This is a genomic window from Melittangium boletus DSM 14713, assembly GCF_002305855.1.
Classification (GTDB): domain Bacteria; phylum Myxococcota; class Myxococcia; order Myxococcales; family Myxococcaceae; genus Cystobacter; species Cystobacter boletus.
The window spans coordinates 849,724-876,433 of sequence record NZ_CP022163.1 but is presented as its reverse complement, the minus strand read 5'-3'; the positions used below and the strand labels follow the sequence as shown (position 1 = coordinate 876,433).

At 70.2% G+C, this 26,710-nt stretch carries 21 protein-coding genes; 5 read left to right on the top strand and 16 right to left on the bottom strand.

The genetic code is table 11. The annotated features are described in order from the left end of the window. Window positions 1-40: 40 nt before the first annotated feature. The 7 genes from MEBOL_RS03625 to MEBOL_RS03595 form a co-directional block, all read right to left on the bottom strand. Window positions 41-5,428 (bottom strand): myxosortase-dependent M36 family metallopeptidase, encoded by a 5,388-nt coding sequence (locus tag MEBOL_RS03625; protein ID WP_095976093.1) that lies wholly within the window; start codon window positions 5,426-5,428, stop codon window positions 41-43. Window positions 5,429-5,742: 314 nt separating this feature from the next. Next, window positions 5,743-6,504, bottom strand: coding sequence for a hypothetical protein (locus MEBOL_RS03620; protein WP_095976092.1), 762 nt, complete (start codon window positions 6,502-6,504; stop codon window positions 5,743-5,745). Then, window positions 6,501-7,220 (bottom strand): DUF4956 domain-containing protein, encoded by a 720-nt coding sequence (locus MEBOL_RS03615; protein WP_095976091.1) that lies wholly within the window; start codon window positions 7,218-7,220, stop codon window positions 6,501-6,503. Before MEBOL_RS03615 ends, MEBOL_RS03620 begins: the two co-directional genes overlap by 4 nt. A gap of 19 nt (window positions 7,221-7,239) precedes the next feature. Continuing rightward, window positions 7,240-8,943 carry a dTMP kinase gene (gene tmk, locus MEBOL_RS03610; protein WP_095976090.1) on the bottom strand — a complete coding sequence of 568 codons (1,704 nt, stop codon included), beginning with the start codon at window positions 8,941-8,943 and terminating at the stop codon, window positions 7,240-7,242. Between the two features lie 5 nt (window positions 8,944-8,948). Next, a complete protein-coding gene (locus MEBOL_RS03605) occupies window positions 8,949-9,662 on the bottom strand; it encodes a VTC domain-containing protein (protein WP_095976089.1) in 714 nt (237 codons plus the stop codon). Window positions 9,663-9,682: 20 nt separating this feature from the next. After that, window positions 9,683-10,786 carry a porin family protein gene (locus MEBOL_RS03600; protein WP_095976088.1) on the bottom strand — a complete coding sequence of 368 codons (1,104 nt, stop codon included), beginning with the start codon at window positions 10,784-10,786 and terminating at the stop codon, window positions 9,683-9,685. A gap of 200 nt (window positions 10,787-10,986) precedes the next feature. Then, complete coding sequence (locus MEBOL_RS03595) at window positions 10,987-11,640, bottom strand: hypothetical protein (protein ID WP_095976087.1); 654 nt, start codon at window positions 11,638-11,640, stop codon at window positions 10,987-10,989. 105 nt (window positions 11,641-11,745) lie between these two features. Between MEBOL_RS03595 and MEBOL_RS03590 the strand changes: the two genes are divergently transcribed. After that, complete coding sequence (locus MEBOL_RS03590; protein WP_095976086.1) at window positions 11,746-14,073, top strand: serine/threonine protein kinase; 2,328 nt, start codon at window positions 11,746-11,748, stop codon at window positions 14,071-14,073. Window positions 14,074-14,084: 11 nt separating this feature from the next. Here the strand turns inward: MEBOL_RS03590 and MEBOL_RS03585 are convergent, their stop codons facing one another. Both MEBOL_RS03585 and moeB read right to left on the bottom strand, forming a co-directional pair. Further along, window positions 14,085-14,417: a rhodanese-like domain-containing protein gene (locus MEBOL_RS03585; RefSeq protein ID WP_095976085.1), complete on the bottom strand. Its 333-nt coding sequence runs from the start codon at window positions 14,415-14,417 to the stop codon at window positions 14,085-14,087. A gap of 11 nt (window positions 14,418-14,428) precedes the next feature. Continuing rightward, window positions 14,429-15,589 carry a molybdopterin-synthase adenylyltransferase MoeB gene (gene moeB / locus MEBOL_RS03580; RefSeq protein WP_095976084.1) on the bottom strand — a complete coding sequence of 387 codons (1,161 nt, stop codon included), beginning with the start codon at window positions 15,587-15,589 and terminating at the stop codon, window positions 14,429-14,431. Window positions 15,590-15,730: 141 nt separating this feature from the next. Here moeB and MEBOL_RS03575 point away from each other — a divergent pair, with 141 nt between their 5' ends. Beyond that, on the top strand, window positions 15,731-16,117 hold the full coding sequence (locus MEBOL_RS03575; protein ID WP_095976083.1) for a HesB/IscA family protein: 387 nt from the start codon (window positions 15,731-15,733) through the stop codon (window positions 16,115-16,117). A 37-nt stretch (window positions 16,118-16,154) separates the two neighbouring features. Here the strand turns inward: MEBOL_RS03575 and MEBOL_RS03570 are convergent, their stop codons facing one another. The 3 genes from MEBOL_RS03570 to MEBOL_RS03560 all read right to left on the bottom strand — a co-directional run bounded on the left by MEBOL_RS03570 (window position 16,155) and on the right by MEBOL_RS03560 (window position 18,309). Continuing rightward, a complete protein-coding gene (locus tag MEBOL_RS03570; protein WP_095976082.1) occupies window positions 16,155-16,673 on the bottom strand; it encodes an acyl-CoA thioesterase in 519 nt (172 codons plus the stop codon). A gap of 13 nt (window positions 16,674-16,686) precedes the next feature. Further along, window positions 16,687-17,322 (bottom strand): deoxynucleoside kinase, encoded by a 636-nt coding sequence (locus MEBOL_RS03565; RefSeq protein ID WP_245919426.1) that lies wholly within the window; start codon window positions 17,320-17,322, stop codon window positions 16,687-16,689. Between the two features lie 165 nt (window positions 17,323-17,487). Then, window positions 17,488-18,309, bottom strand: a complete 822-nt coding sequence (locus tag MEBOL_RS03560; RefSeq protein ID WP_095976080.1) for a glycerophosphodiester phosphodiesterase family protein — start codon at window positions 18,307-18,309, stop codon at window positions 17,488-17,490. Window positions 18,310-18,576: 267 nt separating this feature from the next. Between MEBOL_RS03560 and MEBOL_RS03555 the strand changes: the two genes are divergently transcribed. Both MEBOL_RS03555 and MEBOL_RS03550 read left to right on the top strand, forming a co-directional pair. Next, window positions 18,577-20,685 carry a serine/threonine-protein kinase gene (locus MEBOL_RS03555; RefSeq protein WP_095976079.1) on the top strand — a complete coding sequence of 703 codons (2,109 nt, stop codon included), beginning with the start codon at window positions 18,577-18,579 and terminating at the stop codon, window positions 20,683-20,685. 158 nt (window positions 20,686-20,843) lie between these two features. Continuing rightward, on the top strand, window positions 20,844-21,644 hold the full coding sequence (locus MEBOL_RS03550; RefSeq protein WP_245919424.1) for a hypothetical protein: 801 nt from the start codon (window positions 20,844-20,846) through the stop codon (window positions 21,642-21,644). Between the two features lie 18 nt (window positions 21,645-21,662). Here the strand turns inward: MEBOL_RS03550 and MEBOL_RS03545 are convergent, their stop codons facing one another. Beyond that, window positions 21,663-22,874 (bottom strand): hypothetical protein, encoded by a 1,212-nt coding sequence (locus MEBOL_RS03545; protein WP_095976078.1) that lies wholly within the window; start codon window positions 22,872-22,874, stop codon window positions 21,663-21,665. A 99-nt stretch (window positions 22,875-22,973) separates the two neighbouring features. Further along, a complete protein-coding gene (locus tag MEBOL_RS03540) occupies window positions 22,974-24,572 on the bottom strand; it encodes a hypothetical protein (protein WP_425437597.1) in 1,599 nt (532 codons plus the stop codon). Window positions 24,573-24,717: 145 nt separating this feature from the next. Here MEBOL_RS03540 and MEBOL_RS42090 point away from each other — a divergent pair, with 145 nt between their 5' ends. Continuing rightward, window positions 24,718-25,077: a metallothionein gene (locus tag MEBOL_RS42090; RefSeq protein WP_179956375.1), complete on the top strand. Its 360-nt coding sequence runs from the start codon at window positions 24,718-24,720 to the stop codon at window positions 25,075-25,077. A 4-nt stretch (window positions 25,078-25,081) separates the two neighbouring features. Here MEBOL_RS42090 and MEBOL_RS03530 read toward each other — a convergent pair whose 3' ends face one another. Both MEBOL_RS03530 and nadA read right to left on the bottom strand, forming a co-directional pair. Then, entirely contained in the window at window positions 25,082-25,672 is a 591-nt protein-coding gene (locus MEBOL_RS03530) for a hypothetical protein (RefSeq protein WP_095976077.1), read from the bottom strand. 103 nt (window positions 25,673-25,775) lie between these two features. Further along, window positions 25,776-26,708 (bottom strand): quinolinate synthase NadA, encoded by a 933-nt coding sequence (gene nadA, locus MEBOL_RS03525; protein WP_218920873.1) that lies wholly within the window; start codon window positions 26,706-26,708, stop codon window positions 25,776-25,778. Between the last annotated feature and the right edge of the window lie 2 nt (window positions 26,709-26,710).

Sequence of the window (26,710 nt, the reverse complement as noted above, 5' to 3'; positions counted from 1 at the left end):
CTCCCCCACCGCGACTCTGGCGGGGGAGGGGAGGCGCGCGTCAGTTCATCCGACGGCGGCGCAGCAGGCCGAGCAGGCCCAGACCGAGCATGCTCACCGGCATGCCCGCGCCGGTGGCCGAGCAGCCGCCACCGTTGTCATCGTCATCACCACCGCCGTTGCCATCACCGTTGCCGCCGCCGTCCTTCGGGGCGCCCTTCACGGTGACGGAGACGATGGAGGGCTGGCTCGACACCACGCCGTCATTCACGACGAGGCTGAAGCGCAGCTCGGTGTCCGTCTCCAGCGCTGGAGCGGTGATGCTCGGGGTGGCGGTGGTCGCCCCCTGGATCGTCGCCCAGGGACCGCCCACCTGCGTCCACGCGTAGGTCAGGGCGTCACCGTCGGGATCCGAGCTGGCGCCGCCGTTGAGCTGGAACGTCGCGCCGGAGTCGACCGTCACCGCGTCACCCGCGACGGCCGTGGGCGCGCGATTCTCGTTGCGCACGGTCACCTTCACGTCACCCGTCACGGAGGCCGCGCCGTCGCTCACGCTCACCTGGAAGGTGAAGTCCGTGTCGGCGTTGACGTCCCCGGCCGCGAACGTGGGGCGAGCGGTGTCCTGGCCCGTGAGGGTCACCGGCGGGCCGGACAGCTGCGTCCAGCTGTAGGTGAGCCCGTCGCCGTCCGGATCCGAGGCGATGGCGTGCAGCTGGACCGTGGTGCGCTCCTGCGCGATCACGTCGGACACCTGCACCGTGGGCGCGCGGTTGACGTTGTTCACCGTCACGTTCACCGAGTCCTCGGCGCTCGCCTTGCCGTCGCTCACCCACAGGGTGAAGGTGAGCGTCTCGCTGGTCGCCACCTCGGGCGCGATGAACGAGGCGGTCAGGGTGTTGGCGTTGGACAGGGCCACGGGCGTGCCCGCCGTCTGGAACCACCGGTAGGTGAGGGTGTCACCGTCCAGGTCGCTCGCCGAGCCCATCAGCGTGTAGCTGGCGCGCTCCTCCACGGTGCCGTCCAGGCCCGCGTTGGCGGTGGGCGGATCGTTGGGGACGTTGCCCTGGACGACCGTCACGATGGCGGTGGCCTTGCTGGTGTCCGAGCCGTCGGAGACGGTCAGCTCGAAGGTGAGCTCGGTGTCGGCCGTCACGCTGGGCGCGGTGAAGGACGGCGTGAGCGTGTTCGCTCCCGTGAGGGTCACCGGCGGGCCGGACTTCTGCGTCCAGTTGTAGGTGAGCGGGTCCCCGTCCGGGTCCGAGGCCTGGGCGGAGAGCGTCACCTGGGTGTCTTGCTCGACGCGCTTGTTGGACACGTTCACCACGGGCGCGCGGTTGACGTTGCGCACCGTCACGTTCACCGAGTCCTCGACGCTCGCCGTGCCGTCGCTCACCCACAGGGTGAAGGTGAGCGTCTCGTCCAGGGTGATTTCCGGAGCGACGAACGAGGCGGTCAGGGTGTTGGCGTTGGACAGGGCCACGGGCGTGCCCGCCGTCTGGAACCAGCGGTAGGTGAGGGTGTCGTTGTCCTCGTCCGACGCCGAGCCCGACAGCGTGTAGCTGGCGTGCTCATCCACGGTGCCATCCAGGCCCGCGTTGGCGGTGGGCGCCCGGTTCACGTTGCGCACGTGCACGGTCACGGTGCTGGTGGTCGTGTCGGTCCCATCGGACACGGCCAGGTGGAACACCAGGTCCGAGTCCTGCGTCACCTCGGGAGCGGTGAAGGTGGCCTTGAGCGTGTCGGTGCCCGAGAGCGTCGCCGGCGGGCCGGACAGCTGCGTCCAGCTATAGGAGAGCGGATCGTTGTTCGGATCGTAGGCCGTGCCCGTGAGCGTCACGGCCGTGCGCTCGTTCACCGTCTGGTCCGCTCCAGCGGACGCCACCGGGGGCCGGTTCCTCACGCACGCCGCGGGCTGCTCGGCGAGGATGGTGAAGGGCGTGTTGGTGATGCCGGTGAACTCGAGATCGTCCAGCAACCAGCCCGTCGCCGCGGCGCCGTTGTCCGAGCCGATGCGGAAGCGGATGCGCACCGTCTTGCCCGCGTAGGTCGTCCCCAGGTCCAGCGTGGAGGTGATGAAGGCGGGGAAGTCCGTGGTCTGTCCCACGATGGCCTGGCGGCCCTTGAGCGGGTTCTTGTTGGTCGGGTAGCCCACCGGGTCGTTGTACAGCTCGCCCTTGTACAGCGGGCCGCCGATGTCCACCCACGTCTGGCCGTTGTCCTCGGTCAGCTCGATGACGGCGCCGTCGTAGTAGTCCGGCGGCGTGACCGAGGTGTCCTGCTCGAAGTCATACGCCTGACGGAACGTGAGGGTGAACGGCCCGGTGCCCACCTGGAGGTTGGGGGTGATGAGGCGCAGGTCGCTCGGCGCGCCCTCGTTCGGCCCGAAGAAGGCCCGGTTGAGATCGGCGTTGAACGTCACCACGCCGAAGTCCGAGTCGGCCAGGGCCGCGTCGTGCTCCACGGTCCACGGCAGGTTGAGGGCGTCCACCCCTTCCTTGGCGCTGGAGTGGGGCGACTCATTGTAGTTGGCCCTCACGGACAAGCCGAGCGTCCGGTCTCCCGGAATGGCCTGCTGCTCGTCCCGCGCGGCGACGAGGATGTCCACCCGCTGGGCCGTGGCGGCGCCATTGAGCGACACGGGGATGTACGCCTCGACGGTTCCGCCCACGGGAATGGTGGGGAAGGTCACCGCGCCGCCATGGCCCACCGACACGCCCTTGCTGCTGGAGAGCACGGTGGCGGTGGCCCGGGTGGCCGGCTGCGAGCCGGTGTTGCGCACGACGATGCGCAGGCGGCCCGTCTCGCCGTTGTCGAGGACGCCGTCCTGGTCGCAGGACGTGGCGGCGACGTCATCCGAGAGGGACAGGGAGACGATGGCGAGGTCCGCGCCCACGGTGAAGCTCTCGACCACGCCCTCGTGGGTGGTGGAGTAGCGGTCCGGGGCCACCGCGCCCACGCCCGCGCCGCGCCGGGCGAACGCGCGCCAGAAGCGGTCTCCATCCGCCGGATCGTTCGCCATGGCCGCCGCGATGACCGCGTCACGCGCCTCCAGGAAGGTGGGGGCGGCGGGCGTCATCTTGTAGCCGTTGACCAGGTAGCTCTTCATGCGCGACTGCGCCTCCGCGAAGGGGTGCGCGCGCAAGAGCGACACGTAGCACTCCCACAGCATGGTGGCCCAGATCTCACCCGAGTTGTGGACCTCCGAGTTGACGCCGCCGCTGTTGGAGATGGGCGCCGAGGTGGGCAGGGGCTGGCCGTTGACGATGTGCCGGAAGGTGAGCGCGTTCTTGGCCATGTCCGCCGAGTAGGTGACGCGGCGGATGCCGAAGAAGGTGCTGTCCTCGGACGAGCCCCGCGTGGCGTAGTCGGCCGCGCCGTAGGCACCGTTCCAGTTGGCGTTGGAGGGGACGTTGATGTCCTCCGCGCGCGCGATCATCAGCAGGGCGTGGAAGTCTCCCCAGCCCTCGCCCATGGAGCGGCCCTGGTTGTTGACCAGGCCGGCGGAGTTCTGCACGAGCCGGTTGCTGATGTAGTGGCCCCACTCGTGCGCCACGATGGCGTTGTCGATCGTGCCATCGAGGTTGATGACGGCCAGGCGCTGGAGCCGCGCGGTGAGCCCGGGGATGGTGGCCCGCAGCTTGTTGCCGCTCGCCCGCGTGATGCGCAGCGTGGGGATGGTGACGGTGGTGGACTCGCCGCCCAGGTTCACCACGGGGCCGTCCACGTTGTCCGCGATGATGACGCCGACGGCGCCCGCGTTCTGCGCGTTCATCACCTTGGCGGTGAAGTCACACGAGCCGCGATCGATGAAGGCGATCTTCCCGCTCACCTCCGCGCCGTTGGTCAGCGGGGTGCAGGCGTCGGCGGTCGGCGCCGTGCCGTCATTGGCGAGCACCACCTCGGCCGTCACGTCGAACACCGACGGGCCGAAGCTGCCCGCCACGCCCGCCTTGTACTCACCCGCGACGCTGTCCGGCCCGAGCGCCGTGACGTGCGCGTTCCTGTTGTCGAAGATGTACATCTGCATGCGCGGGGACGCACCGTCCGCCGGCGTGCTCATGTTCGCGTTGTTGCGGCCGCTGTAGTCCTGCGCCTGCGCCGCGATGGGATCCTTCTCCCGTCCGCCGCGGCCGTAGTTGGTGCTCTGCGCGTTGCCGGAGGCCTCGTCGAAGCCCGAGTCGTAGAACCAGTCGTGCAGCCAGTTGTTCACGAAGAACAGCTGCGTGGTGGTCGCGGCGACCTGCGTCGCGTTGGCGTAGGGCTGCTCGTCGAACGTGAACGTGCGGTCGAACACGCCCGGCGCGGTGACCATGGGGCGCAGGTCGCCGTTGTTGTAGCCGTCCGGCGCGGTCAGGTCCCCGTAGGCATCCACGTTGTTGCCCGTGGTCTCCACGGCGCCAGTCGGCAGCCAGGGATCATTGCGGCTGAAGGGCACGTTCTGCAGGGTGATCAGGGACTGGGCCTCGAACGGGGGCGGGAGGTAGGTGCCCGGCGTGCCCGTGGGGTGCGGCGTGGCGCCGTTGCCCGAGGGTCCATCCTTGGGGGTGTAGGGCGGCGTGGTGTCCGCCCAGACGCGGTAGGAGAAGTCCGCGTGCGCCGTGAGGTTGATGCGCGAGAGCAGCCGCCCGTCCAGCGCCGACACCACGTAGGCGTAGTAGTCCGAGTCCGTGTGCCTCACGCTCCCGGTGTTGAGCTCCAGGTAGTAGGCGGGCACCAGCGCGTCCGGCATCGGGTAGAGCACCCGCCGGGCACGTGCCGGGATGATCAGCGCCTCGCTGAGGGGCCGCGCGTAGGAGGCCAGCCGGTAGTGCGTGTAGGGATCGTCGTCACCGGACTCGGGGCGCAGCGCCTCGAGCAGGCTCGCGTCCAGGGTGTTGCCGGTCAGGTCCTGATAGGCCCGGGCGATGGCCTCGGAGGCCTCCAGCCGGAAGGGGGTGCGCGCGCGGGAGGTGCTCGAGGACACATGCGGGGACAGCGTGCCGGAGATGGCCACCAGCTCGTTGTTCGCGTTGAGCAGCAACTTGAGCGACTGGCGGAAGACCTCGACGCCGTCGACATCCTGCGCGAGCGTGACGACCGTCACCCCCCGCGCGTTGCGGCTGACGGACGCCACCTTCGCGCCCGTGTCCTTGAAGGACTTCAGGCCGTAGAGCGCGGCGTTCTCCTCGAGCTGGGCCAGCGCGGCCCGCTCGGGCGCCATGCGCGCGAACTGGGCGCGCTGGGCCATGTCCACGCTCTTGTTGACCCAGACGAACGAGGGCGTTCCCCGGCGCTCGTCCCGATGGGCGACGCGGGGGCTCGCGCCAACGGCCGACTCGAAGCCGGCGGTCGCCCGGAACGAGGGCTTGGCGTCCTGGATCGCTTCATAGTGCGGCAGGGAGCGGGCAGTGGCGCCAGTGCCGGTCAGCACCAACGCCAGACTCGACAGATGTGTAAACAGCCTTCTCACGTAGGGGGCTCTCTCTCTGGTGGCACGACGGGGGGCTCGCACCTCGCCGCCGCTCCGATTCGCTTCGCGGCGGTAAAGTTTTGCCAGAGCGGATTCTAGAACCCAAAGGCATGTGGGCTGACAGATGGCCCCCTCACTTTTCCGGCGAAAATCCGTGAGTCATTCCTGGGCTCACGCGGAATTCCGGAGCTCGTTTCCAGGGCTTTCCCATTGACCCGGTTTCGTGAGGGAATTCTTTCCTCCGTTGGAGCGGAGGATTCGCTTCCGCCGGACACACCGGACCGGGGGCGGTGCGCCCTCCGGTCCGTGGCGCCTCACGGCTTCTTCACGTCGTAGGCGACGAGCTCTTCCAGGCGCTCGCCGTCTTCCTTCACCTTGCCGATGCCGGGCACCAGCCAGTAGACGCGATCATCCTCCGGCTTGTTCTTGTCTCCGCGCTTGCGCTCCACGCGCAGGGCGTTGGTGAAGGTGCCCGCGGGCGTGGTGACGGTCTGGTTCACCGCGGTCACGCTCCAGATGTAGCTCTTGTCCTTGTCCTCCGTGGAGTTGTCCGCGGGGGTGCGCGTCAGCTCGCGGATGTCCGACGTGTAGCTCCACCCCTGGGGCTGCTCCTTGGAGAGCGACTTGATGGTGGCGGGGCTCCAGGTCGTCACCTGCTCCAGCTTGCCCTGCTTGCGGTCCTCCTCGCGCAGACGGAGCACCGTGCCGTTGCGCTCCACCTGCCAGGACATCTCCTCCTTGGTGGGCTGGACACTGCGCACCGCGATGCCCGTCATGGTCGTCTCGGGGATGGTCTCCTCGCCCAGGATTTCCACGCGCTTCTCGAAGACGCCCTTGAAGGGGTCCGTGATGCGGTACGTCCACGTGGAGCCGCGGGTGAGCGGCCACAGACTCGCGGAGGTCTCCGGCGTCGAGGGGTCTCCCTCCTGGCCGGTGCCCGCCGGAATGTCCGGCAGGGTCACCGTTCCATCCGGGTTCGTCATGGCGGGCACGTCCCCGCCAGGCAGACCGCCGCCGATTCCGCATCCCACCAGACATCCCGCCGCCACCAGCGCGGTCCAGCTCCAGCGCTTCATCCGCGATCCTCCTTGCCCGATTTCTTGGCGGGCATCTCCATCCACCGCAATCCCCGTACGGGACCCCCCGAGGCCCGGCTCAACGCCGCCGCGATCGTCCCCGGCTCCTTCTCCTCCACTTCCAGTTCCACCCGGCGCCCGTCGAAATCCATGGCGCACGCCCGCACCATCACGTTGCGCTCGCCCAGCGCCTTCCTCAGCCACTCCTCGGCGCCCACCAGGTCATCCGCCTGCGCGGACACGAGCATGCGCGGCCGGGGCTCGCCCGCCGAGGCGTCCTTGTCCTTCTTCTCGAACAGCTCCAGCACCCACAGCAGCAAGCCGACGAAGACGGTTCCCACGGCCGCCAGGCCCAGGCTGCCGTGTCCGCACGCCATGCCGAGGCCAATCACCAGGAACAGGATGGCGGCGTCGCGCGGATCCTTGAGTCCCGAGCGGAAGCGCACGAAGCCGCCCAGGCCCACGAGGCCAAAGGCCTTGGCCATGCTGTTGCCGATGACGGCGGTGATCACGGCCGAGGCCGTGCACAGCAGGATCTGCGCCTGCACCATGTCCACCTTGGGCAGGGAGCGGCCCGTGAGCAACCTCCACGGACGCAGGGACAGCACCGTGCCCAGCAGCACCGCGGCCACCAGGCGGGGCACCATCATGCCGGCGTCGCGAAGCGAGACGCCGGAGGCCATGTCCTGACTGACATCCGTGAAGAACGACTCCATTGTGGACGACCTCGTGTATTCAGAGCGTGGGCTGAGCGGGGTCGCCGTCTTGCGTCCTCGGCATCAGCCGTTCACGCGGCAGTGTAGCAGCGTGAGCGGTGGCGACGAGCCCGTAGGCCTTGTGCAACACGGGCAGACGGCTGCCTGTCAGCTCCAGCGCATGAAGGACGAGGGTCTCCACACGTTCCGTGAGGGGCAGGCCTCGCAGCGAGGACACCACCGTGCACGGCCAGCGCCGCACGAAGGCCTCGCGCAACCGCCAGGCGCGCGAGTCGTCCATGCCGTCCACCGAGTCCAGGGCCTCCTTCGTCAGGGGGGCGCCGCGCTCGCGCAGGGCCCAGGCCTCGGCCGTGTCGAGCCCGGTGAGCGAGCGCAGCACCACCTTGCGGGCCTTGTTCTCGAGCGCGCCGCGCAACCGGCGCGCGAAGGGTGTATCGAGGCCATCGGTGCTGCGCAGCACCGCCAGCCGGGCATGCCCGAGCAGTGTCTGGCGCAGGCTGTCCGCCCGCTCGGAGGTCAGGCCGGCCAGGCCGCGCGCCACATCCGCGTACAGGCCCCGGCTGACGCCCAGCTCGCGCAGGCCCCAGGCGGTGTCGTCCTCCAGCCCGGCCAGTCCGCACAGCACGTTCGACAGGTGCCCCTCGCGCAGGGCCCACTCGCGCAGGGACCAGGCCTCGGCCGAGTCGTTGAATTTGAGGCCCGAGAGCACTTCCGCGGGGGCCTCGGTGCACAGGCGCCGGCGCAGGGCCATGGCCTGGGGGGCGTGGCTGACGCCCAGGCTCGCGGCCACGTCCCGGGGGACCACTTCCGCCAGCAGCTCCCGCAGGGCCCAGGCCGGCTCGTCCTCCAGGCCGATGAGGCTGCGCACCGTGAGGCCCGGGAAGCGCTCCACGGAGGACAGCCGCCGCTGATGCGCGGCGAATCCGGGCAGCCCTCCGAGCAACCACACCGCGAGCTGGGGCTCGCGCGTCTCCACCTCGTCCAGGGCCCGCAGGAAGTGCTCCTCCACCTCGTCCAGGGTCCTCGGCACGGGCGCGGCGGCCCGTGGCGCGAGAGGGGGAGGGGGCGCGCTCTTGCGGCCCTGGAGCCTCGTCACCACCGCGTCCACCAGCTGCTGCTCCAGCACGTGCAGGGGGACGTCGTTGTTCTCGATGACGATCCACCGCGAGGGATCCTTCCGGGCCATCTCCCGGAAGGACTCGCGCATGCGCACCGCCAGCCCCGCGCCGGCCAGCCCCTTGCGGCTGTCGGAGTCCGCGGCGCGTCCGCTCTGGCTCTTGCCCAGGCGCTTGCGCAGCCGCGCCAGCTCCGGCTCCACGTCCACCAGGATGACCAGATCCGGCCACACGCCCTGCGAGGCCAGCTCACACGGCGCCGCGAGCGAACCGGGGGACAGCCCTCGTCCGCCGCCCGTGAGGGCCAGTTGCGAGTAGAGGTAGCGATCGCTGATGCACACCTCGCCGCGCGCGAGCGAGGGGATGATGACCTCCTCGAGCTGCTGCGCGTCGCGCGCGAGGTTGAGGAAGAACTCGGTGCGCGGGCCCATTTCCAGCAGGGTGGAGTCGCGGGTGAGCTCGCGGATGCGCCGGGCGATGGGGGAGCGCAGCTCGCCTCCCTCGCGCGCGTGCGCGACCTTGTAGCCCAGGCGGGAGAGCCGCGCCGCGAGGAGGTTGGACAAGGTCGTCTTGCCGCTGCCGTCGATGCCTTCGAAGTCGATGAACACGGTTGCTAGCCCTCCGCGATGCGATCCGCGACGAATTCGTGAATCCTCGCCATGCCCTCGGCGAACTTGCTGTACGCCGGTTTGCGGCCCGGGTTGAGCGCCGAGAGCCACTCGGGCAGCTCCGCTCCCAGGTGCTTCACCTCCACCACCACGCGCTCGTCCCTCACGAGGGGTTCTCCCAGCCGCTCCGCGCTCAGCGTCCTCTGGCCGAGCGCCAGGGCGGCCGTCACCCGGTGGAAGCCGATCTCCCGGTCCACCGTCACCCGCCACGACTGGGCACACTGATACACGTGCCGCTGATAGGTCACCGCCAACACGGGCGACAAGCTGCCTCCGGCGATGAGCGGCAACAAGCGCACGCCGCCGCACAGTGCCCGGCCCAGCTCGGCGCGTGGCACCCATACCCGGCGCTTCTGGGTGACGCCATGGCGCTCGCGTTTGACCTCCAGCACCACGCGCTCCACGCCGGAGGCACCCAGGTCCGGCGCGTACTCCTTGGTGCGGACCTTGAGACAGTCCATGGGCGTGCGCAGCGAGCGCAGGGTGAGCGGATAGCCCGGTTTGTCGAAGTACACCGAGGTGATGCGCGTGGGCGCGGGGGGCGCGGCGTCGATCGAGCCGGACAGCCTCGCGCACAAGGCCAGCGCGGCATCCCGTCCGAGGATCAGCTTGAACTCCCGGCGCAGCTTGGTGACATCTCCTTCCGCGAACTGGATCATGCGTCGCCCTTCCGTGTCCGCTAGAAGCGGGTGGCCAGCTGCATTGAGTATTCGAGCCCCGCGAGCTCATCCCCGGGACGCAGCGCGTGCTCGGCCTGGAACTGGGCCTTGAAGTGCTGTGAGTAGAGGATGTTGATGCCCCCCACGAGTGCATAGCCCCGGGCCTTCAGGGGGCCGGTCAGCTGCAGGAGCTCGGCGCCCGCCAGCGGCTGCAACGCCCAGCCCTCGAGTCCGATGGGCAGGACATAACTGGCCAGTCCCATCCCACCCTGGAAGGGCCCGAGCGCGATGCGTCCGTTGACGAGCTCGCCCGACAGCTCCAGCCCTCCCAGCCGCAGCGAGGCGTCCGCGGCCAGCGCGTGGTTGCGCGTGCCCGCGAAGACCTCGGTGAGGTAGCTGCTCGCGCCCAGCGTGAGGCCCTTGAAGGGGCGCACGCTCACCCGGAGCGCCGCGTCCTCGCTCAGGCGGGTGCCGCTCTCGTCCTTGGCGCCCTCGAAGACGCCGCCCGACACGCGCAGCTTCCACGCCTCCTTGAGGTTCACCTCGCCCATGAGCCCCAGGCGCCGGCCGCCCAGGTGGTGCGTGTCCTCCAGGTAGTCGGCCAGCAGGCCACGCCTCACCACGGGCAGGGCCCAGGACGACTCCAGCTCGCGCTGGAGGAAGGGCGCCTTGAACTGGCCGCCATAGAGCCGCAGCCGCTTCGAGTCGGTGGCGACGCGCAGGAAGGCGTCCTTGAGGATCGACTTGGAGGACAAGTCCGCCGTCACCTCGGCGTCCACGTGGGACAGCGACGCGGCGAGGCCCACGCGCGCGGAGGGGATGGAGATGGAGCGCGCGAACTCCTCGCGCTCATCCGCCCTCATGCGGGCGTAGACGCGGCCGAAGGGGCGCACCTGAAACCCCTTCTTCTTGTCCTGGAGCAGACCCTCGCCGCCTTCGGACAGGGGCGCCTTCGTGGGACCCCCGGCCCGGGGAGGCTCCAGGCCTCTCTCGGCCTGGGGCGCCTGCGTCTTGGGAGGCTCCAGGCCCGGCGGAAGCTCGTCCGCCCATCCCGGCATGCTCCCGAGCAGGACCGAGGCGACAAGCCCCCCTCTCCCGATCGCTCCCCACCACCCCTTGCCCATGAACGCCTCCCCACCCTCCGCCGGGGGGCGTTCCGTGCAACAGGAGTGCCTACTGGGACCCACCGTCCGAGGGGCGACAAAGAAAGGGCTTTTCCGTCCGAAAGCCGTCGGAGCAAGACCCTTTTCAGCACAAGGGGACCGGCTCCGACTCCGTCACCGGGGAGGCGCGCCTGTCGAAATTACGGGCGTCGCGGCGGAAATTACGGGTCGCGCGGGGGCTCGGGCTCCGGGGGGGGCGTCGGCGCCACGGGCTCGGGGCTCTCCGGGGCCGCGGGCGGAACCTCGGCGGAGGGAGGCGTGGGCTCGGGCGTCTGGGGCGGTGTCTCCTGGGGGTCGGGACGGGGAGCCCTCAAGAGGCTGAACACGGAGTAGCCGAGCAGGGCCAGGGTCCCCACGGCGAGCAGCCCCCAGGCGAGCTGCCGTGGCAGCACGGACGCCCCCACCTCGAAGGCGCCATGGAGCGCCTTGTTCCGGGTGGTCCGGAAGCTCACGTCGAGCAGATGCGGACCTTCCTCCTCGGGGGTGAAGGTGGCCTCCCAGTGGCGGCCCTGGGGCTTGACGGTGACGCTCTGCCCAAGCGAGGCGCCCGCGGGCCGCAGCGTGAGGACGATGGGTCCCTCGAACGGCGCGCCCTCGAAGCTGCCCACATCCAGGCTGACCTGGAAGGGTTGGCCCTTGCGGATGGGCGCCGGACGCAGGGTCCCTTGCAGGCGCTCCTCGGTGTCGGACCAGCTGAGGGAGAAGGCCTCCTCCCGGGGGTCCACGCGGATGATGTCCGGCCGCCCGCCCACTTCCAATTGAGCGGACGCGGCGGTGGCGGTGACCAGCCACAGGCCCGCCATGAGAGGGAGCATGCGTTTTCGCGCCGGTCGTCTTTGCCTCGACCCAGCGGGTCGCCTAGGATGTAACGCCCTGACCTCTTTCACTTCGCGCTTGCTCCCCCCGGCGAGCTACCCGGGATGAATCCACAAATCTTCGGCAAATATCAGCTCATCAAGAAGCTTGCCACGGGTGGCATGGCCGAGGTGTGGCTCGCGCGCCAGCGGGGCATCGAGGGCTTCGCCAAGAACGTGGTGGTCAAGCGCATTCTCCCGCATCTCGCCGAGGACCGCGAGTTCGTGGAGATGTTCCGCAACGAAGCGCTCATCGCCGCGAAGTTCAACCACCCGAACATCGCGCAGGTGTACGAGTTCGGCGAGGCCAATGGCACCTACTTCATCGCCATGGAGTACATCCACGGCGAGGACCTGGGACGGGTGCTGCGCAAGGCCTTCAACGCGGGCGGGTGGATCGCCCAGCCGCTGGCCATCCGCATCGTGGCCGCGGCGTGCGAGGGCCTCTACTACGCGCACACGCGCACGGATGACGCGGGCCGGCCCCTCAAGGTGGTGCACCGCGACATCTCGCCGCAGAACATCCTCATCAGCTTCGACGGCTCGGTGAAGCTGGTGGACTTCGGCATCGCCAAGGCGGCGGACCAGGCGTCCATGACGAAGTCGGGCGCCATCAAGGGCAAGTTCGCCTACATGGCGCCGGAGCAGGCCGCGGGCAAGGCGTTGGACCACCGCGCGGACATCTTCGCCATCGGCCTGGTGCTCTACGAGATGCTCACCAGCGAGCGCCCCCTCAAGCGCGACATGGAGCTGGCCACGCTCCAGGCGGCGCTCGAGTGCAACATCCCGCCGCCCTCTCAGGTGGCGGATGTGCCCCGGGAGCTGGACTCGGTGGTGATGCGGGCGCTGGCCAAGGCGGCGGATGATCGCTACCGGGACGCGCGGCAGCTCCAGACCTCGCTCGAGGAGTTCCTCGTCAGCCAGCGCTGGGTGGCCGGCTCGGTGCAGATCTCCGAGCTGATGGAGGCGCTGTTCGCGGACCGGCTGGAAGAGGAGAAGCGCAGCGGCAATCCCGAGCCTCGGAGCGAGGGGGAGTCCGTGACGGCGTCTCCCGCCGTGCCGGAGTTCTCGCCCGAGGAGGAGCGGCCCTCCGCGCGCGGTGCCTCCCGAAACGAGCCGCGCGCGTCGCTCACCAGCGCGGGCAAGGACGTGGCCTGGGAGGCTCCGCCCGGGGAGATGCAGAGCTCGCCCCGGCGCACGGTGGTGCGTCAGGCGCTCAAGCGCACGGAATCGAGCACGATTCCGATGACGGACCTCGAGGAAGAGGAGTGGCAGGCGCCGCAGTCCACGGAAGTGGCACCCCGCCGCCGCACGGGCCAGGAGTCTCCGCGCCGCTCCCTGACGTCGGCGCCTCCGGTCCGTCAGCCCAGCCGCGTGGACGTCAATCGGGGCGGCTCCCCCGAGTCCGGAGCCCTGCGGCGTCCGGGTTCCGATTCCTCCTCCTCCGTTCCCCGGCGCACCGGCATCCGGCCGAGCGAGGTCGCGCAGGACGAGGCGCCCAGGCCCTCGCGCGCCGCCATGGCGCTGCGTCCGCGGCCCGTCGAGGACGAGGAGGAGGATCCCGAGCGAACCATGTTGCCGCCGCCCGAGCCCGAGCCCGTGCGTCGGCGCACCGGCATGGCGGCCCAGGTGGCCCCGCCCCTGTCGGACTCCGGCGTGCGCCGGCGCACGAGCAGCCGCGCGGAGATGGCCGAGGCCCCGCCCATCCGCCGCCGCACCTCCGCGCTGGCCAAGGCGCCGCCTCCGGACGAGGACAGCTCGCCGAGCATCAAGCTGCCGGTCGCGGCGCCTCCGCGCCGCCGCTCCCTGCCGCTGGGCACCGTGTTCGGGCTGGTGATGATCGTCGCCCTCCTGGCCGGAGGGGTGCTCTTCCGCAAACCGTTGATGGACATGCTCAGCAGCACGGCCATGGACGGGCAGGGCATCTTCATCTCCCTGAAGACCAGTACGCCCGTGGAAGTCTCCGTGAAGCACAACTCACGCTGCCGCAGCGACGCGCCCATCACGGCCCTGGGCCGCACGCCGCTGAACAACGTCTCTGGCGCGCACCTCCAGGACACGCTCATCCTGGAGAACAAGCAGATGGGCATCCACAAGGAGATCGAGGTCCCCTTCGGCGAGCCCAACGAGCACAAGACCCTGCCCGACGTGGAGTTCAAGATGGGCCAGGTCCGGCTCAAGCTGCTGCCGCGCACCGTGTCGGGGGTGGAGATCTTCCGGGATGGTCAGAAGCTTGGTCTCTACCAGCCAGGTCTGCTGTTCGATCTGATGGAGGGCACGCACCACCTGGTGCTGCAGAGCCCGATGCTCAAGGAGGAGATCCTGGTGGACGTGGACGTGAAGGCGCACAGCATCGTGGAGAAGGAAGTGAACGTCTCCAAGCTCATCCAGTAGCGCGCGCCCGCTCAGTACCGGGTGAGCGTCGGGTCCACCACGCGGGCGTAGAGATCGATTCCCCCGCGCAGGGACACCGCGTCCAGGCCCCGCGCGCGCAGGTACGCGGTGCCGTCCAGGCTGCGCACGCCGTGGTGGCAGTAGACGACGATGGGGCGGTGGCGGAAGGCCTCCAGCTCCTCGGCGCGCTCGTCCAGCTCCGGCAGGGGGATGAGCACCGAGTCCGGCAGGGCCACGTAGGCATGTTCCTCGGGGAAGCGCACGTCGAGCAGCACGGGCCGGGACTCGGGCGGGCTGGAGAGCCGGGCGGCGAGGGTGGTGGGATCGATCTCGGGGATGGGCATGGCGGTTCCTGTCAGGCGGACGAGGCGCAGAAGCGCTCGTAGTCGATGAGCTCCACCTTCGCCCCGGGCGCGCACACGGGGCAGCGGGGATCCCGGCGCAGCTTGAGCTCCTGGAAGCGGGTGCCGAGCGCGTCGAAGGTGAGCAGGCGGCCCACGAGCGGTTCGCCCACGCCGAGCAGCAGCTTGAGGGCTTCGTTGGCCTGCATCAGGCCGATGATGCCAGGGAGCACGCCGAGCACACCCGCCTCGGCGCAGGACGGCGCGAGCTCGGGCGGCGGGGGGGTGGGGTAGAGGCAGCGGTAGCACGGCCCCTGGCCCGGGACGAACGTGGTCACCTGGCCCTCGAAGCGGAAGATGGAGCCGTGCAGGTTGGGCAGGCCGAGCAGGACGCAGGCGTCGTTGAGCAGGTAGCGCGTGGGGAAGTTGTCCCCGCCGTCGAGCACCAGGTCATACCCCTGGAGCACGCGCAGGGCGTTGTCGGAGGTGAGCCGTTCCCGGATGGGCACCACCTTCACGTCGGGGTTGAGCGCCTCGAGCGCCTGCCGGGCGCTGTCCACCTTGGGCTGGCCGGCGCGCTCGTGGGTGTGGAGCACCTGCCGCTGCAGGTTGCTCACGTCCACCACGTCCGCGTCGACGATGCCCAGCGTGCCCACGCCCGCGGCGGCCAGGTAGAGCGCGGCGGGAGAGCCGAGCCCCCCCGCGCCGAGCAGCAGCACCTTGGACGCGAGCAGCTTCGCCTGTCCCTCCTCGCCCACCTCGGGGAGGGTGAGGTGGCGGCGGTAGCGCTCCTTCTGGGCGGGGGTGAGGACGCGGGGCTTCTCCACGGGCAGGTGCGCGTCGCTCCAGCGGCTGAAGCCTCCGGCGAGCGAGGCCACGCGCGTGTAGCCCATGTGCCCCAGTGTGGCGGCGGCCAGGGCCGAGCGGGTGCCTCCCGCGCAATAGAGGATGAGCTCCTCGTCGCGCGCGGCCTTGTCCTCGATGCGCAGCTCGAGGAAGCCCCGGGGCACGTGCACGGCCCCCGGCAGCCGTCCGCCCGCGTACTCGTCCGCCTCGCGCACGTCGATGAGCTTCACGGGCGCGCGGGCCTCCAGCAGACGCTGGACGTCCTCGATGGAGACCTCGCGGATCTCCTTCTTCGTGGCGGACAACAATTCGCGGAAGGTGGCGGCCATGGGGGCCCACGTATAACCCGCGAGCCCGGTGTTTTCGCTCCCGGAAGCGGGCGGGCGGGCCCTGGGCGCCTGGGACTGGCGGGTGGGATGGAAATCCCGGCGCCCGGCGTTATAAGGCGCTTGTAAGGAGACCGACCGACTATGGATACCACCACCCCGAATCCCGTTCAGACCACCCCCGCCCCCCAGGGCACGCCCGCTCCCGCGGTGACGCTCACCGCGGCCGCCGTGGCCCAGGTGAAGAAGGTCATCCAGGATCAGGGCTTCGAGGGCTACCTGTTCTCCATCCGCGTGGTGCCGGCGGGCTGCAGCGGCCTGGGCTACGACCTGAACATGGTGCGCGAGGCCAAGCCCAACGACATCCTCTGGGAGCAGGACGGCGTGAAGCTCACCACCGACGCCCTGAGCAACCAGTACCTGTCGGGCACGGAGATCGACTTCGTGACCTCCGTCACCGGCGCCGGCTTCAAGTTCAACAACCCGAACGCCAAGTCGTCCTGCGGGTGCGGTACGTCGTTCTCCACCTGAGCGGGCCCGGGACGACGGGGGCGCCTCGCGCCCCGCTTCACCCCGCCGCGCCGGGCTTGATGACCTTCTGCCAGGCGAAGCTCGTGGGCTTGCGCGCCAGCCGCTCCTGACGCCGCTGCTCGGCCTCGCGGAACGCGGCGCGCTCCTCCTCGGTTTCCAGCTTGAGGGGCGGCACGGGCACGCGCTGGCCCTCGGCCGTGAGCGCCACGAAGGTGAGCAGGGCGCTCGTGGTCAGGCTCTTGTCTCCGGTGAGCGGGTTCTCCGCGATCGCCGTGACGCCCACCTCCATGGAGGTCCGGAAGGTGGCGATGACGCGCGAGTGCAGGGTCAGCGTCCAGCCCACCTTGATGGGGGCGTGGAAGTGCAGATCGTCCATGGACGCGGTGACCACCACCTGACGGCAGTGGCGCTGGGCGGCCACGGCGCCGCAGATGTCGATCCACTCCATCACCTTGCCGCCGAACGCGGTGTTCACCGAGTTGGCGTCCGAGGGGAGGATCATCTGCGTCATCACCACTTCGGACTCGCGGGGGCTCTTGGGCGGCAACTCGGGCACGGCGGAGATCCTTTCAGGCGAGGAAGGAAGAGACGCGGTCGAGGAACTCCTCGCGTCCCCGGCCGGAGCGGATGTCCTGGGTGGACACGTCCAGCACCAGGCAGTCCACGCCATACTTGTTCTGCAGCACCAGGGGGAAGCCGGCGTAGTAGCCGTTGAGGCCGCGAAGGAAGCCCTTCTGCATGCCCTTTTCCTCCTCCCGGCCCCGCTCGAGGATGCGTCCGAGCAGCACGTCCACCTGGGGCACGTCGAAGCAGATGACTCGGTCCGGCTGCACGATGCCGCGCGTGAGGCGCTGGAAGTACTCGAAGTACAGATCCAACTCCGCGTTCGTCAGGTGCCCCAGGCCGTGCAGGTACTTGGCGAAGATCTCCGGATCCTCGTACAGCGTGCGGTCCTGCACGCAGCTCTTCTTCACCGAGTGGATGAGCTCGTGGTGCTCGACGCGCCGGATGAGGAACTCGAGCTGGAGGGTGAAGGACCACCGCCCCATGTTCGCGTAGTAGTCCTTGAGGAAGCGGTTGTCGATGACGGGCTCGTCGAAGAGCTCGAAGCCGAAGGACTGGCTGATGAGCTTGGCGGCGGTCGTCTTGCCCGCGCCGATGTTGCCGGCCAGGGCCACGAAGCGCCGGGCGCGGGGCACCCGCACGCGGCGCACCGTGTTGCGGGCCTTGGGCTCGGGCGAGGGGCCGGGCGGGGCGGGGGAGGCAGCGGGGCGGGCTCGGAGGGCGCGGGCGTGGCCGCGAGGGGTTCGTCGGCCAGGGGCTTCGGGGCGCGCTTGCGGGCGGGGGAGCGGGGCATACGTGCCATGGGCTTAACGCGGGTTGGGGAGCGCGTCCAAGACCTGGCGCAGCAGGTCCGGCCGGTCCGTCATGATCCCGCCCACCCCCTCGGCCACGAGCTGGCGCATCTCCTGGGGGTCATCCACCGTCCACACGTTGATCCACTTGCCCCGCGCGCGGGCCTCGCGCAGCAGGGACTCGTCCACCAGGCGCACGTCGCCGAAGTACAGGGGCATGTCCAGGACGCTGTAGCGCGGGTCCTCCGGGGGCGGCTCCCCCGAGCGCACCCCGAGCACGAAGGCGGTGAGCGCGTCGCGGGGGTAGAAGTGGCACACGTCCGGCATCACCCGCACGAGCCGCTCGGCCACCGCGTCCTGCTCGCTGCCCACGCACACGCGCCCGAACGCTCCTTCCTCGCGCAGCACCTGGAAGAAGGCGTCCTCGATCCCCGGCGTGTCCGGCTTCACCTCGATGTTGAGGCGCAGGTCCGGGAAGGCGCGCAGCACCTCGCGCAGGGTGGGCAGCCGCTCGCCCTGGCCCCGGAAGGGATGGCTCTGGCCACCATCCAGGGTGAAGCCGTGGCCCGCGTCCAGCCGCCGCAGCTCGGCCAGGGTGAGGTCGGCCAGCGGGCCCGTGCCATCGGTGCACCGCTCCAGGGTGGCGTCATGGGCCACCACCAGCTCGCCGTCGCGGCTCAGGTGCACGTCCGTTTCCAGCATCTGGGTCCGGTACTGCGCCACCGCCCTCCGGAAGGCGGTCAGGGTGTTTTCCGGCGCGAGCAGCGAGCCTCCCCGGTGGGCGATGTGCAGGGTGGGGGTCAGGCCTCGGAAGAAGGCGTGCGGGGTGGGAGACATCCGCGGGATGTTAGATCCATCCCGCATGGCCGTGTGCGTCATCGTCGGCCGGAAGGGACTGGAGAAGTAGCCGGATGGGCGTCGGGTCTGCTATCCCCGGTCGGGTTCGTGGCCCCGCTCCCGGGGAGGATTCCGGGTAAGCTCGCCGCGAGTTCGCGCTTCTCCTTCCGGTCCGATTCCTGGGGTGCTGCCATTCCCGAGAATTCTCCTCAGATCGCCACCCCCTTCGGGAAGTACCTCCTCGTCAAACGTCTCGCGACGGGTGGTATGGCGGAGCTGTTCCTCGCGCAGGAGCCACCCAGCCCGGAGCTGCTGGTCATCAAGCGCATTCTTCCCTACCTGTCGGAGGAGCCGGAATTCGTCCAGATGTTCCTGGACGAGGCGCGCATCGCCGCCCAGCTCCACCACCCCAACGTCGTGCAGGTCTTCGAGCTGGGGCGCATCAACGAGAGCATCTTCATCGCGATGGAGTACGTCGAGGGCGTGGACCTGCGGCGCATCCTCGCCGAGGAGACGAAGTTCTCCGCCGCCGTGCCCTACGCCGTGGCCGCTCGCATCTGCTCCGCGGTGGCCGCGGGGTTGGACCATGCGCACAACTCCCGGGGGGTGGACGGACGGCCCCTGGGGCTCATCCACCGCGACGTCAGTCCCCAGAACGTGATGGTGGGCTACAACGGCGGGGTGAAGCTGGTGGACTTCGGCATCGCCAAGGCCGAGGCCCTCGCCGAGCGCAGCAAACCCGGCGTCATCAAGGGCAAGTTCCTCTACCTCTCCCCCGAGCAGGTGTCCCAGGAGCGGTTGGATCACCGCTCGGACATCTTCGCGCTCGGGGTGATGCTCTACGAAATCACCACCGGACGCGCGCCCTTCGCGCGGGCGACGACGGAGAACATCCTCTACGCCATCCGCTCGGAGAATCCGTCTCCGCCGCACCTCATCCGCGACGACTACCCGCAGGAGCTGTCGCGCATCGTCATGAAGTGCCTGGTCAAGGATCGCAACCAGCGCTACCAGCGCGCCTCCCAGGTGCAGGCGGATCTGGAGTCCCTGCTGGAGTCCGGGGTGATGCGGCAGAGCAACGACGTGGCGGCCTACGTCGCGCGCCTGCTCGGCGAGGAGGAGGAGCGCACCCAGTTGCATGTGCCCATCCCCGGCGGGCGCAAGGACCTGGCCGCCCTGATGCCCCCTCCGGGACTCGCCGCGCGCCCCAAGCGCCGCTCCAGCAGCGCGCCGGAGGTGCCGCTCATGGGCGACTCCACCGAGGAGGAGATGGCCACGGAGATGTCCCGTCCGCGCGACATGCTCGCCGCCGTCAACGCGGCGCTGGGCGAGGAGGAGTCGGAAGAGCCCACCGCCGTGGGGACCCTGCCCGGACGCGCTCCGCCTCCCGCGAGTCCCCCGGCCCGGCAGCCATCCCGGCCTCCGCCCCCCGTGCCGTTCGACGACGATGAGGAATCCGACGAGGCCACGGCCCAGGAGCGTTTCGGCCGGGGCACTCCGGGAGGACGCCGCCCCGCGCCGCCTCCTCCGCGCAGGTCTCCCGAGTCCCTGTCCGGGATGGAGCGCCGTCGCGGCCCGCCGGTGATCGAGGAGGAAGAGGGAGACCTGTCCTCCGCGTCGCACTCGGTCTCCACGGTGAATGATCGGAGCCCCGCGCGTGCGCCCGCCTCGTCGCGGTTCGAGGACTCGGGGACGATGAGCCTGCCGGGGAGCGCGCGCGCCGCTTCCTCCGCCGAGGAGGACGACGAGGATGATGAGTCCACCTCGACCTACGCGAACCAGCTCACCGGAGTGGGCAAGGCGCCCGTCGCCCCCCGGCCTCCGAGCCGGTTGCGGCTGGTGCTGGTCGCTTTCGCGGCGTTGATCATCGTGTTGGGCCTGGGGGCCGCCTGGATCTACTTCACCACCCCCGCGCCCGAGCCGTCCGCCAAGGGTTGGCCCCGGCGGGAGAAGGCCGCGAGCCACCCGCCATCGACCGCGCCGACGACCGGCAGCCCTTCGACCGAGGTGGGAGTCGCACCCACTCCGGGTCCGACGGGGGTCACGGCTGGGTCCGCTACGACCCCCACTCCCCCCGTTACAGGTGGGACTCCGAACGCCACGGACCTACCTGAGAAGACATCGCCCACCTCGCCTCCCACTCCTCCCGAGAAGGTCAAGGTGCAGTTCAAGGCGCCCAAGGGGAGCTCCCTGAAGGTGGGAGGCGAGGAGGTGAAGCCCAACAAATACCTGTCCTTGGATCCGGGCACGGTGCAGGTGCGCTTCCGGTGCCCGGGCTACCGGGGGCAGAAGGGGACACGGGATTTCCTGGTTCCCGAGAACCCGTCCGAGCAGGTCATCTTCACGCTGACTTGCCGCGCGAACGGCCGGCGGTAGGCAGGGCGGGCAGGGGCGCATATGCGCGGCCCTGCCCCTCCTGCGGACAAGTGGGCGAGGGTACGCGGGAGTGGCCATAAGCTGTTGGAATTCCAGGGGTTTCACTCGGCTGATCGCGTTTACACGTGTCAGACGGGCCCTTAGAATCCTCCCCCTCCATGGCTCGCGCGAAGAAGAAGAATCTGGCGAAGAAGCGAACCTCGCCGGCGGGGCGGATCGCCCGGGAGCAGTCCCTGGCCCCCGAACCCAACCGGTTACTCAAGGTGTGGCGCCGCGTGCTCGAGCGCCGGCTGCGCACGCGGCTCAAGGCGTCGGTGGCGGTCGAGGTTCACGACAACACGCACACGATGCTCACGTTCCAGCGGCACCGGGCCCTGTGGCGGGTGCGGCTGCATCACATGTTCCTGGTGGCGTCGGACGACATCATCCAGGCGCTCGCCGATTACGTGCGCCACGGGGACGCGCAAGCCAGCGTGACGCTCGACCGCTACATCGAGCGCAACAAGGCGTACATCCGCCGGGTGACTCCCGCGCAGATGCGCAAGCGGCTGCGTCTGGAGCCCACCGGACAGCACCACGACCTGGGCCGCATCTTCGAGCGGCTCAACGAGCGCTACTTCCGGGGCCGCGTGGATGCGGCCATCACCTATGGACCCGCGCCGCGCGTCACCCAGCCGCGCAAGAGCATCAAGATGGGCTCCTACTCGGCGGACTCGCGCGTCATCCGCATCCACCCGGCGTTGGATCAACCCGTGGTGCCGCGCTACTTCGTGGAGTCCATCGTGTTCCACGAGATGTTGCACCATGTGTACCGCGCCCGCAGGGGCGAGGACGGCCGGCGCTGCATCCACCCGCCGGAGTTCCTCGAGCACGAGCGGCGCTTCCACGACCACGCCCGCGCGCGCGCCTGGGAGCAGGAGAACCTGGATCTCCTGCTTCATGCGCGGGTGATGGCCTGAGGCGGACGGCCCTGGCGTTCAGGGCAGGATGATGCCGCCCGGGCTGCGCCGCTCGCCCTCCCGCTTCTCGGGACGGGTGGGCTCGGCGCTCCGGGCGGGGCGGGGCTCGGCGAGGGTGACGAGCAGGGCCTTCTCGAAAAGACGCTCGGCGAACCGCGACAGGGACCCGGTGGGGCCATGCGCGAGCCAGCGGGCCTCGGCGCGGGCGAGCCGGGCGGGGCGCTCCTTGCCCAGCCGCTCGAAGTGCAGCGCCATCTCCCACAAGCGGCTGGCCTGGAGCTGGCGCATCGGCGCGGCCGAGAGGAAGGCGCGGGCGCGGGCATGGGCGAGCCGCAGGACTTCCGCGTTGCGCTGGGCCGGGGTGAGCGCGAGCGGGCTCTCGCGCAGCTCGGCCAGCGCGTGGGCCATCCGTTCCAGCTCGCCCATGGGGGGCAGCCAGCCGCGCATCTCCTCCTCGTCGTGGAGCGCGTGGGCCTCGTTCGCGAGCCGCTCGTCCTCGGGCTCCAGCGGGGGAATCTCCGGGGCGGTGTCCCGGGGCCGCACCTCCAGGTGCCGCAGCACGGTGTCGAGTCCCTGGGGAAAGGCGGTGCTCGTGCGCAGGTTGAGCCCCACGGCGAGGGCCAGCCGCTCCAGCGCCTCGGCGTGCGGAATCTCCACGGCGGCGTCGGGGCCAGGGCTCGTGGCCTGCTTCGCCGCCCGGCGGTAGTCGCCCCGGCTGATGTCGGCCACTTGGAGTCGCGTCACGCCGTGCTCATCCGAATAGAGGACCTGGATGGCTTCCACGCCGCCTCCGCGCAGCGGACGGGCGATCTCGAGCACGCGCTCGCCGGTGCCGTCGATGCTGGTGAGGAGGGCGGGCAGGGGCTCGGGTCCGGAGGCTTCCGGGCGGGTGGGGGCGGGCTCTGGAGGCCGGGTGGGGCCGGCGGTCGCGATGCCTCGGGAGCGCAGTTGGTAGAGCGCCTTCTTCGCGGCCTTGGCGAGCGTCTTGGGGGCCGAGCCAGAGAGGGCCTCGGCGAGCGCGGGTTGTCCGGCCTGGACCGAGCCCTCGAGCAGGGCGAGCGCGAGGGGTTCGGGGAGCGTCGCGACCTGGTCCGGGGGGGCGGTGGCGGGCTCGGCCGCGAGCTGGCGCGCGCGCTCGACCTCTTCGGGTGGCCATCCATGCAGGGCGGTTCCCGCGCGCAAGGCGTCCAGCAGCGAGCGGGGATCGGTCGGGGGGCTGGCGTCGGACATGGCCTCGACATGTACCGCGCTCCTCGACACCGGACAGTCCCGGGGAGCGCCGGGCGCGCCGGAGGCGACCACTGGCCCACAATTGGTGGGGCCCGAGGCTCAGCGGCGGCGTACCAGCCAACTGTCGCCTGCCTGGGCGGTCACCACCAGCTCCCGCTGGAGACGGGCCCCGAAGACGCGCGAGGGTGGCACGCCCCGGACGAGGAAGTGGTCGTACGCGCCGCCCTGGGTGGCGAAGTCGAACTCCTGGGGCCGCCACTCGGAGGCGAAGGTGGGAGGAGGCGTGCCGCGGTAGCGCAGGGGCGAGTGGGGCGTGAGGGCGAAGCTGAAATTGGTGATGCCGCCGCGCGCGCGTGCCAGCTCCGCGGCGCCGTGCAGGAAGACGGGGTGGTTCATCACGCGCGAGCGGGCGTCGAAGATGAGCCCCATCACCCGGGGCTTGGGCGCGGTGGCGGCCACGAGCGCGTCCCATTCGGCGGCCTCGTGGGAGAAGGCGCGAAAGCCCTGGCCCAGCACGAGCGCCAGGGGCAGGGCGCACGCGGCGCTCGCCCAGCGAAGGGCGCGCTCGGTGGAGGGCCGCGTCACGGGCACGCTCGCCAGGGCGAGCATGGCGGCGAGCTGCGCGTAACGCGTGTTCAGGTAGTAGGTGTAGCCGCGGATGTCGAAGGGCAGCAGGAAGTAGAGGCCGAGCGCGAGCACGACGAGGCCCGGCAGGCGCAGCCGTGCGAGCGGGCGCTCGGGGCTGGGGGCCGGACGCACCACGCCCAGCACCAGGGCGCATGCGCCCACCGCGCCCACCGCCAACAAGGGCCAGCGATCCGAGCCATCCCGGAGGAGGTTGGCGAGCACCTGGAAGAACTCGGCGCGGTTCTGCGCGAAGCTCTTCCAGGCGAGGTTCTGGGGCGAGAGCATGGGGCCCCAGGCCTTCCACGGAGCACCGGCCTCCACCTCGGAGGGCTGGCCCAGCCGCAGCACCACCCAGGCCAGGAAGAGCGCCACGCCCGGGAGCACCCCCGCGAGCGCTGGCAGCCGGGGCCGTAACCGCTCGACCCGCCCGCGCGCGTGCGCGTCCTCGGGGAGGGGCGTGGTGAGCAGCAGCCAGGGCAGCGCCAGCGCGAGGAAGGCGAACACCTGCACGTGGAAGAGGAGGACGGCGACCAGTGCCACCGCGAGCCCCGCGGCCCAGGCCCGGCGCTGCTTCACGCGGGTGAGGGTGCACACGAAGAAGCCGCAGCACAGCAGGGCCAGGGGAAGGGCGGCGAGGTAGTTGATGAAGCCCCACCCGAAGTTGTCGCCATAGGCGAGGGGCAGCGCGAGCAGGGCGGGCCACGTGGGCCGTCCGAGCGCGCGCAGCAGGAAGGCGAGGGACAGGGGCACGCCCACCACGTACGCGGAGAGGAAGAGCCGGTTGGCCAGGTCCAGGGGAAGCAGCCAATGGAGCAGGCTGACGGCGTGGTAGTAGCCCAGGTAGGGCGTCAACTCGTGCCGCGCGGCGAACAGCTGGGGGTAGAGGGTGGTGGGATCCTCCAGCCGGTGCAGCACGGAGATGAGGTGCAGGTGCTGGGGCAGGTCCACCTGGGGCAGGTGCGAGGACACCCAGAGGGGGAGGACGCCCAGCACCAGGGCGGCGGCGAGGACGAGGCGAGGGGTTCGCGCGGACACGGGTGGGCGGGGACTGTACGTGGCGTCCCGTGCCACCGCGAGCCTCGTGCGACACCCGCTCGCCGAAGGCGGGGTGGAGGGCCGGACGCGGAGTGTCCCCCGGTTTGGACAGGGCGGAGGTGCTGCGCTATAGCCGAGGGAGGTGCGAGGTGCCCGCGTTCACCTCGGGAGGTTTATGGACATGAGGCACATTGGGATGGCGGTGGCGGTGGCGGCCCTGGGTGGCGCGCTGCTCACGGCGGGTGGGGCGGAGGCCTGCGAGCACCCTCGGACCGAGGCCCGGCCCGCTCCCGAGACCCCGGCGGCGTCTCCCGCCCGCGAGGACGCTTCCGGAGAGAAGGCGTCGGCGGTGGAGAACGCGGGCGCCGTGGATGAGCCGCATGCCGCCCGGTGTCAGTGCAGCAGCGCGGCGGACTGCACCTGCAGGAAGGGCACCTGTGAGTGCCCCCGGTGCAAGAAGCCCCGCGTTGAAGAAGGCTCGCCGCTGGACGCCGAGCGCCCCGTGTCGCGCGAGGCGCCGCTGGACGGCATCGGGGCGTAGCGCCTCAGGCGTTGTTGCCGCCGCCGTCCTCGGTGGACACCAGCACGGGCCAGCCTCGGGCCATGGCCTCGCGGAAGAAGCTGGCCAGCGCGTAGCGGGCGCTGTTCACCGTGCCCAGGAACGGGTCGATGAGCGATTCCTCGCCCACGCTGCGTCCGGGGTTGAGCTCCACCGGGCCGCCGCAGCGCTCGCAGCGGATGGACACGCTGCGCGCCAGCGCCAGGGGCACCGCGTAGCGCGCGCCACACTCGCCACAGTTCCAGACGAGCGCCCGCTCTCCGGCCTCGCGCTTCGCCAGCGCCTCCAACTCGTCCGCCAGCCGGAGCAGCGCGGGCAGATCCTGCGGAGGCTGGGCGAAGATCGCGGAGGGACCTTGTCCCGGCGCGGTGCTGCCCAGCGTGGGCTGGCGGTCGCTCGTGAGCAGTGAGCGCAGCCGATCCCTCGCCTTCACGTCACGGAACTGGGCGCTCGCCAGGGCGCGCTCCACCGCCTCCTGCAACGGCGGAAGCTCCGGCTCGAGCCGTTCGTCCGAGGGCAATGTTTGGGGATGAGCCACCATCCGGTGGCCAGGGAGTGCGACGAATCGAAAACCCATAGATGGCTCCAAGTCGCACCATGCCGTGCGCGGTGCAAGGCACGAATACGGCACCTCGGCGGATTTGCCCGCTTCCGTGTGGACGGCGCGCCGCGTCAATGCCTCACAGTGACCATTCCAGCATCCGCCGCAGGGGGGCGAGCGCGGCGGTCTGGAGTTCCGCGGGCAGGGTGAGCTCCGGTGTCCCATTCTTCATGCACTGGTAGAGCTTCTCCATCGTGTTGAGCCGCATGTAGGGACATTCATTGCACGAGCAGTCATTGTCCGGAGGTGCGGGGATGAAGAGTTTGTCCGGGGCTCCGCGTTTCATCTGGTGGAGGATGCCCGCCTCGGTGACGACGATGAACTCCCGCTTGGGGCTGCTCAGGACATGGTCCAGCAGCGCCTTGGTGGAACCAATGAAGTCGGCGTGCCTCAGCACGGATGCCTCACACTCCGGGTGTGCCACCACTTCGGCGTTCGGGTATTGCACCTGGAGTTGCACCAATTTCTTCTCACTGAAGATTTCGTGCACGATGCAGCTGCCCGGCCACAGCACCATGTCCCGGCCCGTCTGCTTCATCACATAGCGGCCCAGGTGTTGATCCGGTGCGAAGAGAATGTTCCGCTCTGGTGGTACTCGATTGACGATCTTCACCGCGTTGGACGAGGTGCAGATGACATCGCTCATCGCCTTCACGGCGGCGGAGCTGTTCACGTAGCTCACCACGAAGTGCTCCGGGTGCTTGTCCTTGAAGGCGCGGAAGGCGGCCGGGGGGCAGCGGTCCGAGAGGGAACAGCCCGCCTTGAGGTCTGGCAGGAGCACCGTGCGGGTCGGATTGAGGATTTTCGCCGTCTCCGCCATGAAGTGCACGCCACAGAAGACGATGACGTCCGCGGTCGTCTTCGCCGCGGCCTGGGCGAGCGCCAGACTGTCTCCGACGAAATCGGCGACATCCTGGATTTCACTCTCCTGGTAGTAATGGGCCAGGATGACGGCGTTGAGCCGCTTCTTGAGATCCTGGATTTCCTGTTCGAGATCCACGTGGGGGCTCATCA

What these genes read in the sequence shown, in the direction of transcription:
- MEBOL_RS03620 (WP_095976092.1), bottom strand. Translation starts at nt 6,504, where the DNA reads ATGAAGCGCTGGAGCTGGACCGCGCTGGTGGCGGCGGGATGTCTGGTG.
- MEBOL_RS03615 (WP_095976091.1), bottom strand. Translation starts at nt 7,220, where the DNA reads ATGGAGTCGTTCTTCACGGATGTCAGTCAGGACATGGCCTCCGGCGTC.
- MEBOL_RS03605 (WP_095976089.1), bottom strand. Translation starts at nt 9,662, where the DNA reads ATGATCCAGTTCGCGGAAGGAGATGTCACCAAGCTGCGCCGGGAGTTC.
- MEBOL_RS03600 (WP_095976088.1), bottom strand. Translation starts at nt 10,786, where the DNA reads ATGGGCAAGGGGTGGTGGGGAGCGATCGGGAGAGGGGGGCTTGTCGCC.
- MEBOL_RS03595 (WP_095976087.1), bottom strand. Translation starts at nt 11,640, where the DNA reads ATGCTCCCTCTCATGGCGGGCCTGTGGCTGGTCACCGCCACCGCCGCG.
- MEBOL_RS03590 (WP_095976086.1), top strand. Translation starts at nt 11,746, where the DNA reads ATGAATCCACAAATCTTCGGCAAATATCAGCTCATCAAGAAGCTTGCC.
- MEBOL_RS03585 (WP_095976085.1), bottom strand. Translation starts at nt 14,417, where the DNA reads ATGCCCATCCCCGAGATCGATCCCACCACCCTCGCCGCCCGGCTCTCC.
- moeB (WP_095976084.1), bottom strand. Translation starts at nt 15,589, where the DNA reads ATGGCCGCCACCTTCCGCGAATTGTTGTCCGCCACGAAGAAGGAGATC.
- MEBOL_RS03575 (WP_095976083.1), top strand. Translation starts at nt 15,731, where the DNA reads ATGGATACCACCACCCCGAATCCCGTTCAGACCACCCCCGCCCCCCAG.
- MEBOL_RS03560 (WP_095976080.1), bottom strand. Translation starts at nt 18,309, where the DNA reads ATGTCTCCCACCCCGCACGCCTTCTTCCGAGGCCTGACCCCCACCCTG.
- MEBOL_RS03555 (WP_095976079.1), top strand. Translation starts at nt 18,577, where the DNA reads ATGGCGGAGCTGTTCCTCGCGCAGGAGCCACCCAGCCCGGAGCTGCTG.
- MEBOL_RS03550 (WP_245919424.1), top strand. Translation starts at nt 20,844, where the DNA reads ATGGCTCGCGCGAAGAAGAAGAATCTGGCGAAGAAGCGAACCTCGCCG.
- MEBOL_RS03545 (WP_095976078.1), bottom strand. Translation starts at nt 22,874, where the DNA reads ATGTCCGACGCCAGCCCCCCGACCGATCCCCGCTCGCTGCTGGACGCC.
- MEBOL_RS42090 (WP_179956375.1), top strand. Translation starts at nt 24,718, where the DNA reads ATGAGGCACATTGGGATGGCGGTGGCGGTGGCGGCCCTGGGTGGCGCG.
- MEBOL_RS03530 (WP_095976077.1), bottom strand. Translation starts at nt 25,672, where the DNA reads ATGGGTTTTCGATTCGTCGCACTCCCTGGCCACCGGATGGTGGCTCAT.
- nadA (WP_218920873.1), bottom strand. Translation starts at nt 26,708, where the DNA reads ATGAGCCCCCACGTGGATCTCGAACAGGAAATCCAGGATCTCAAGAAG.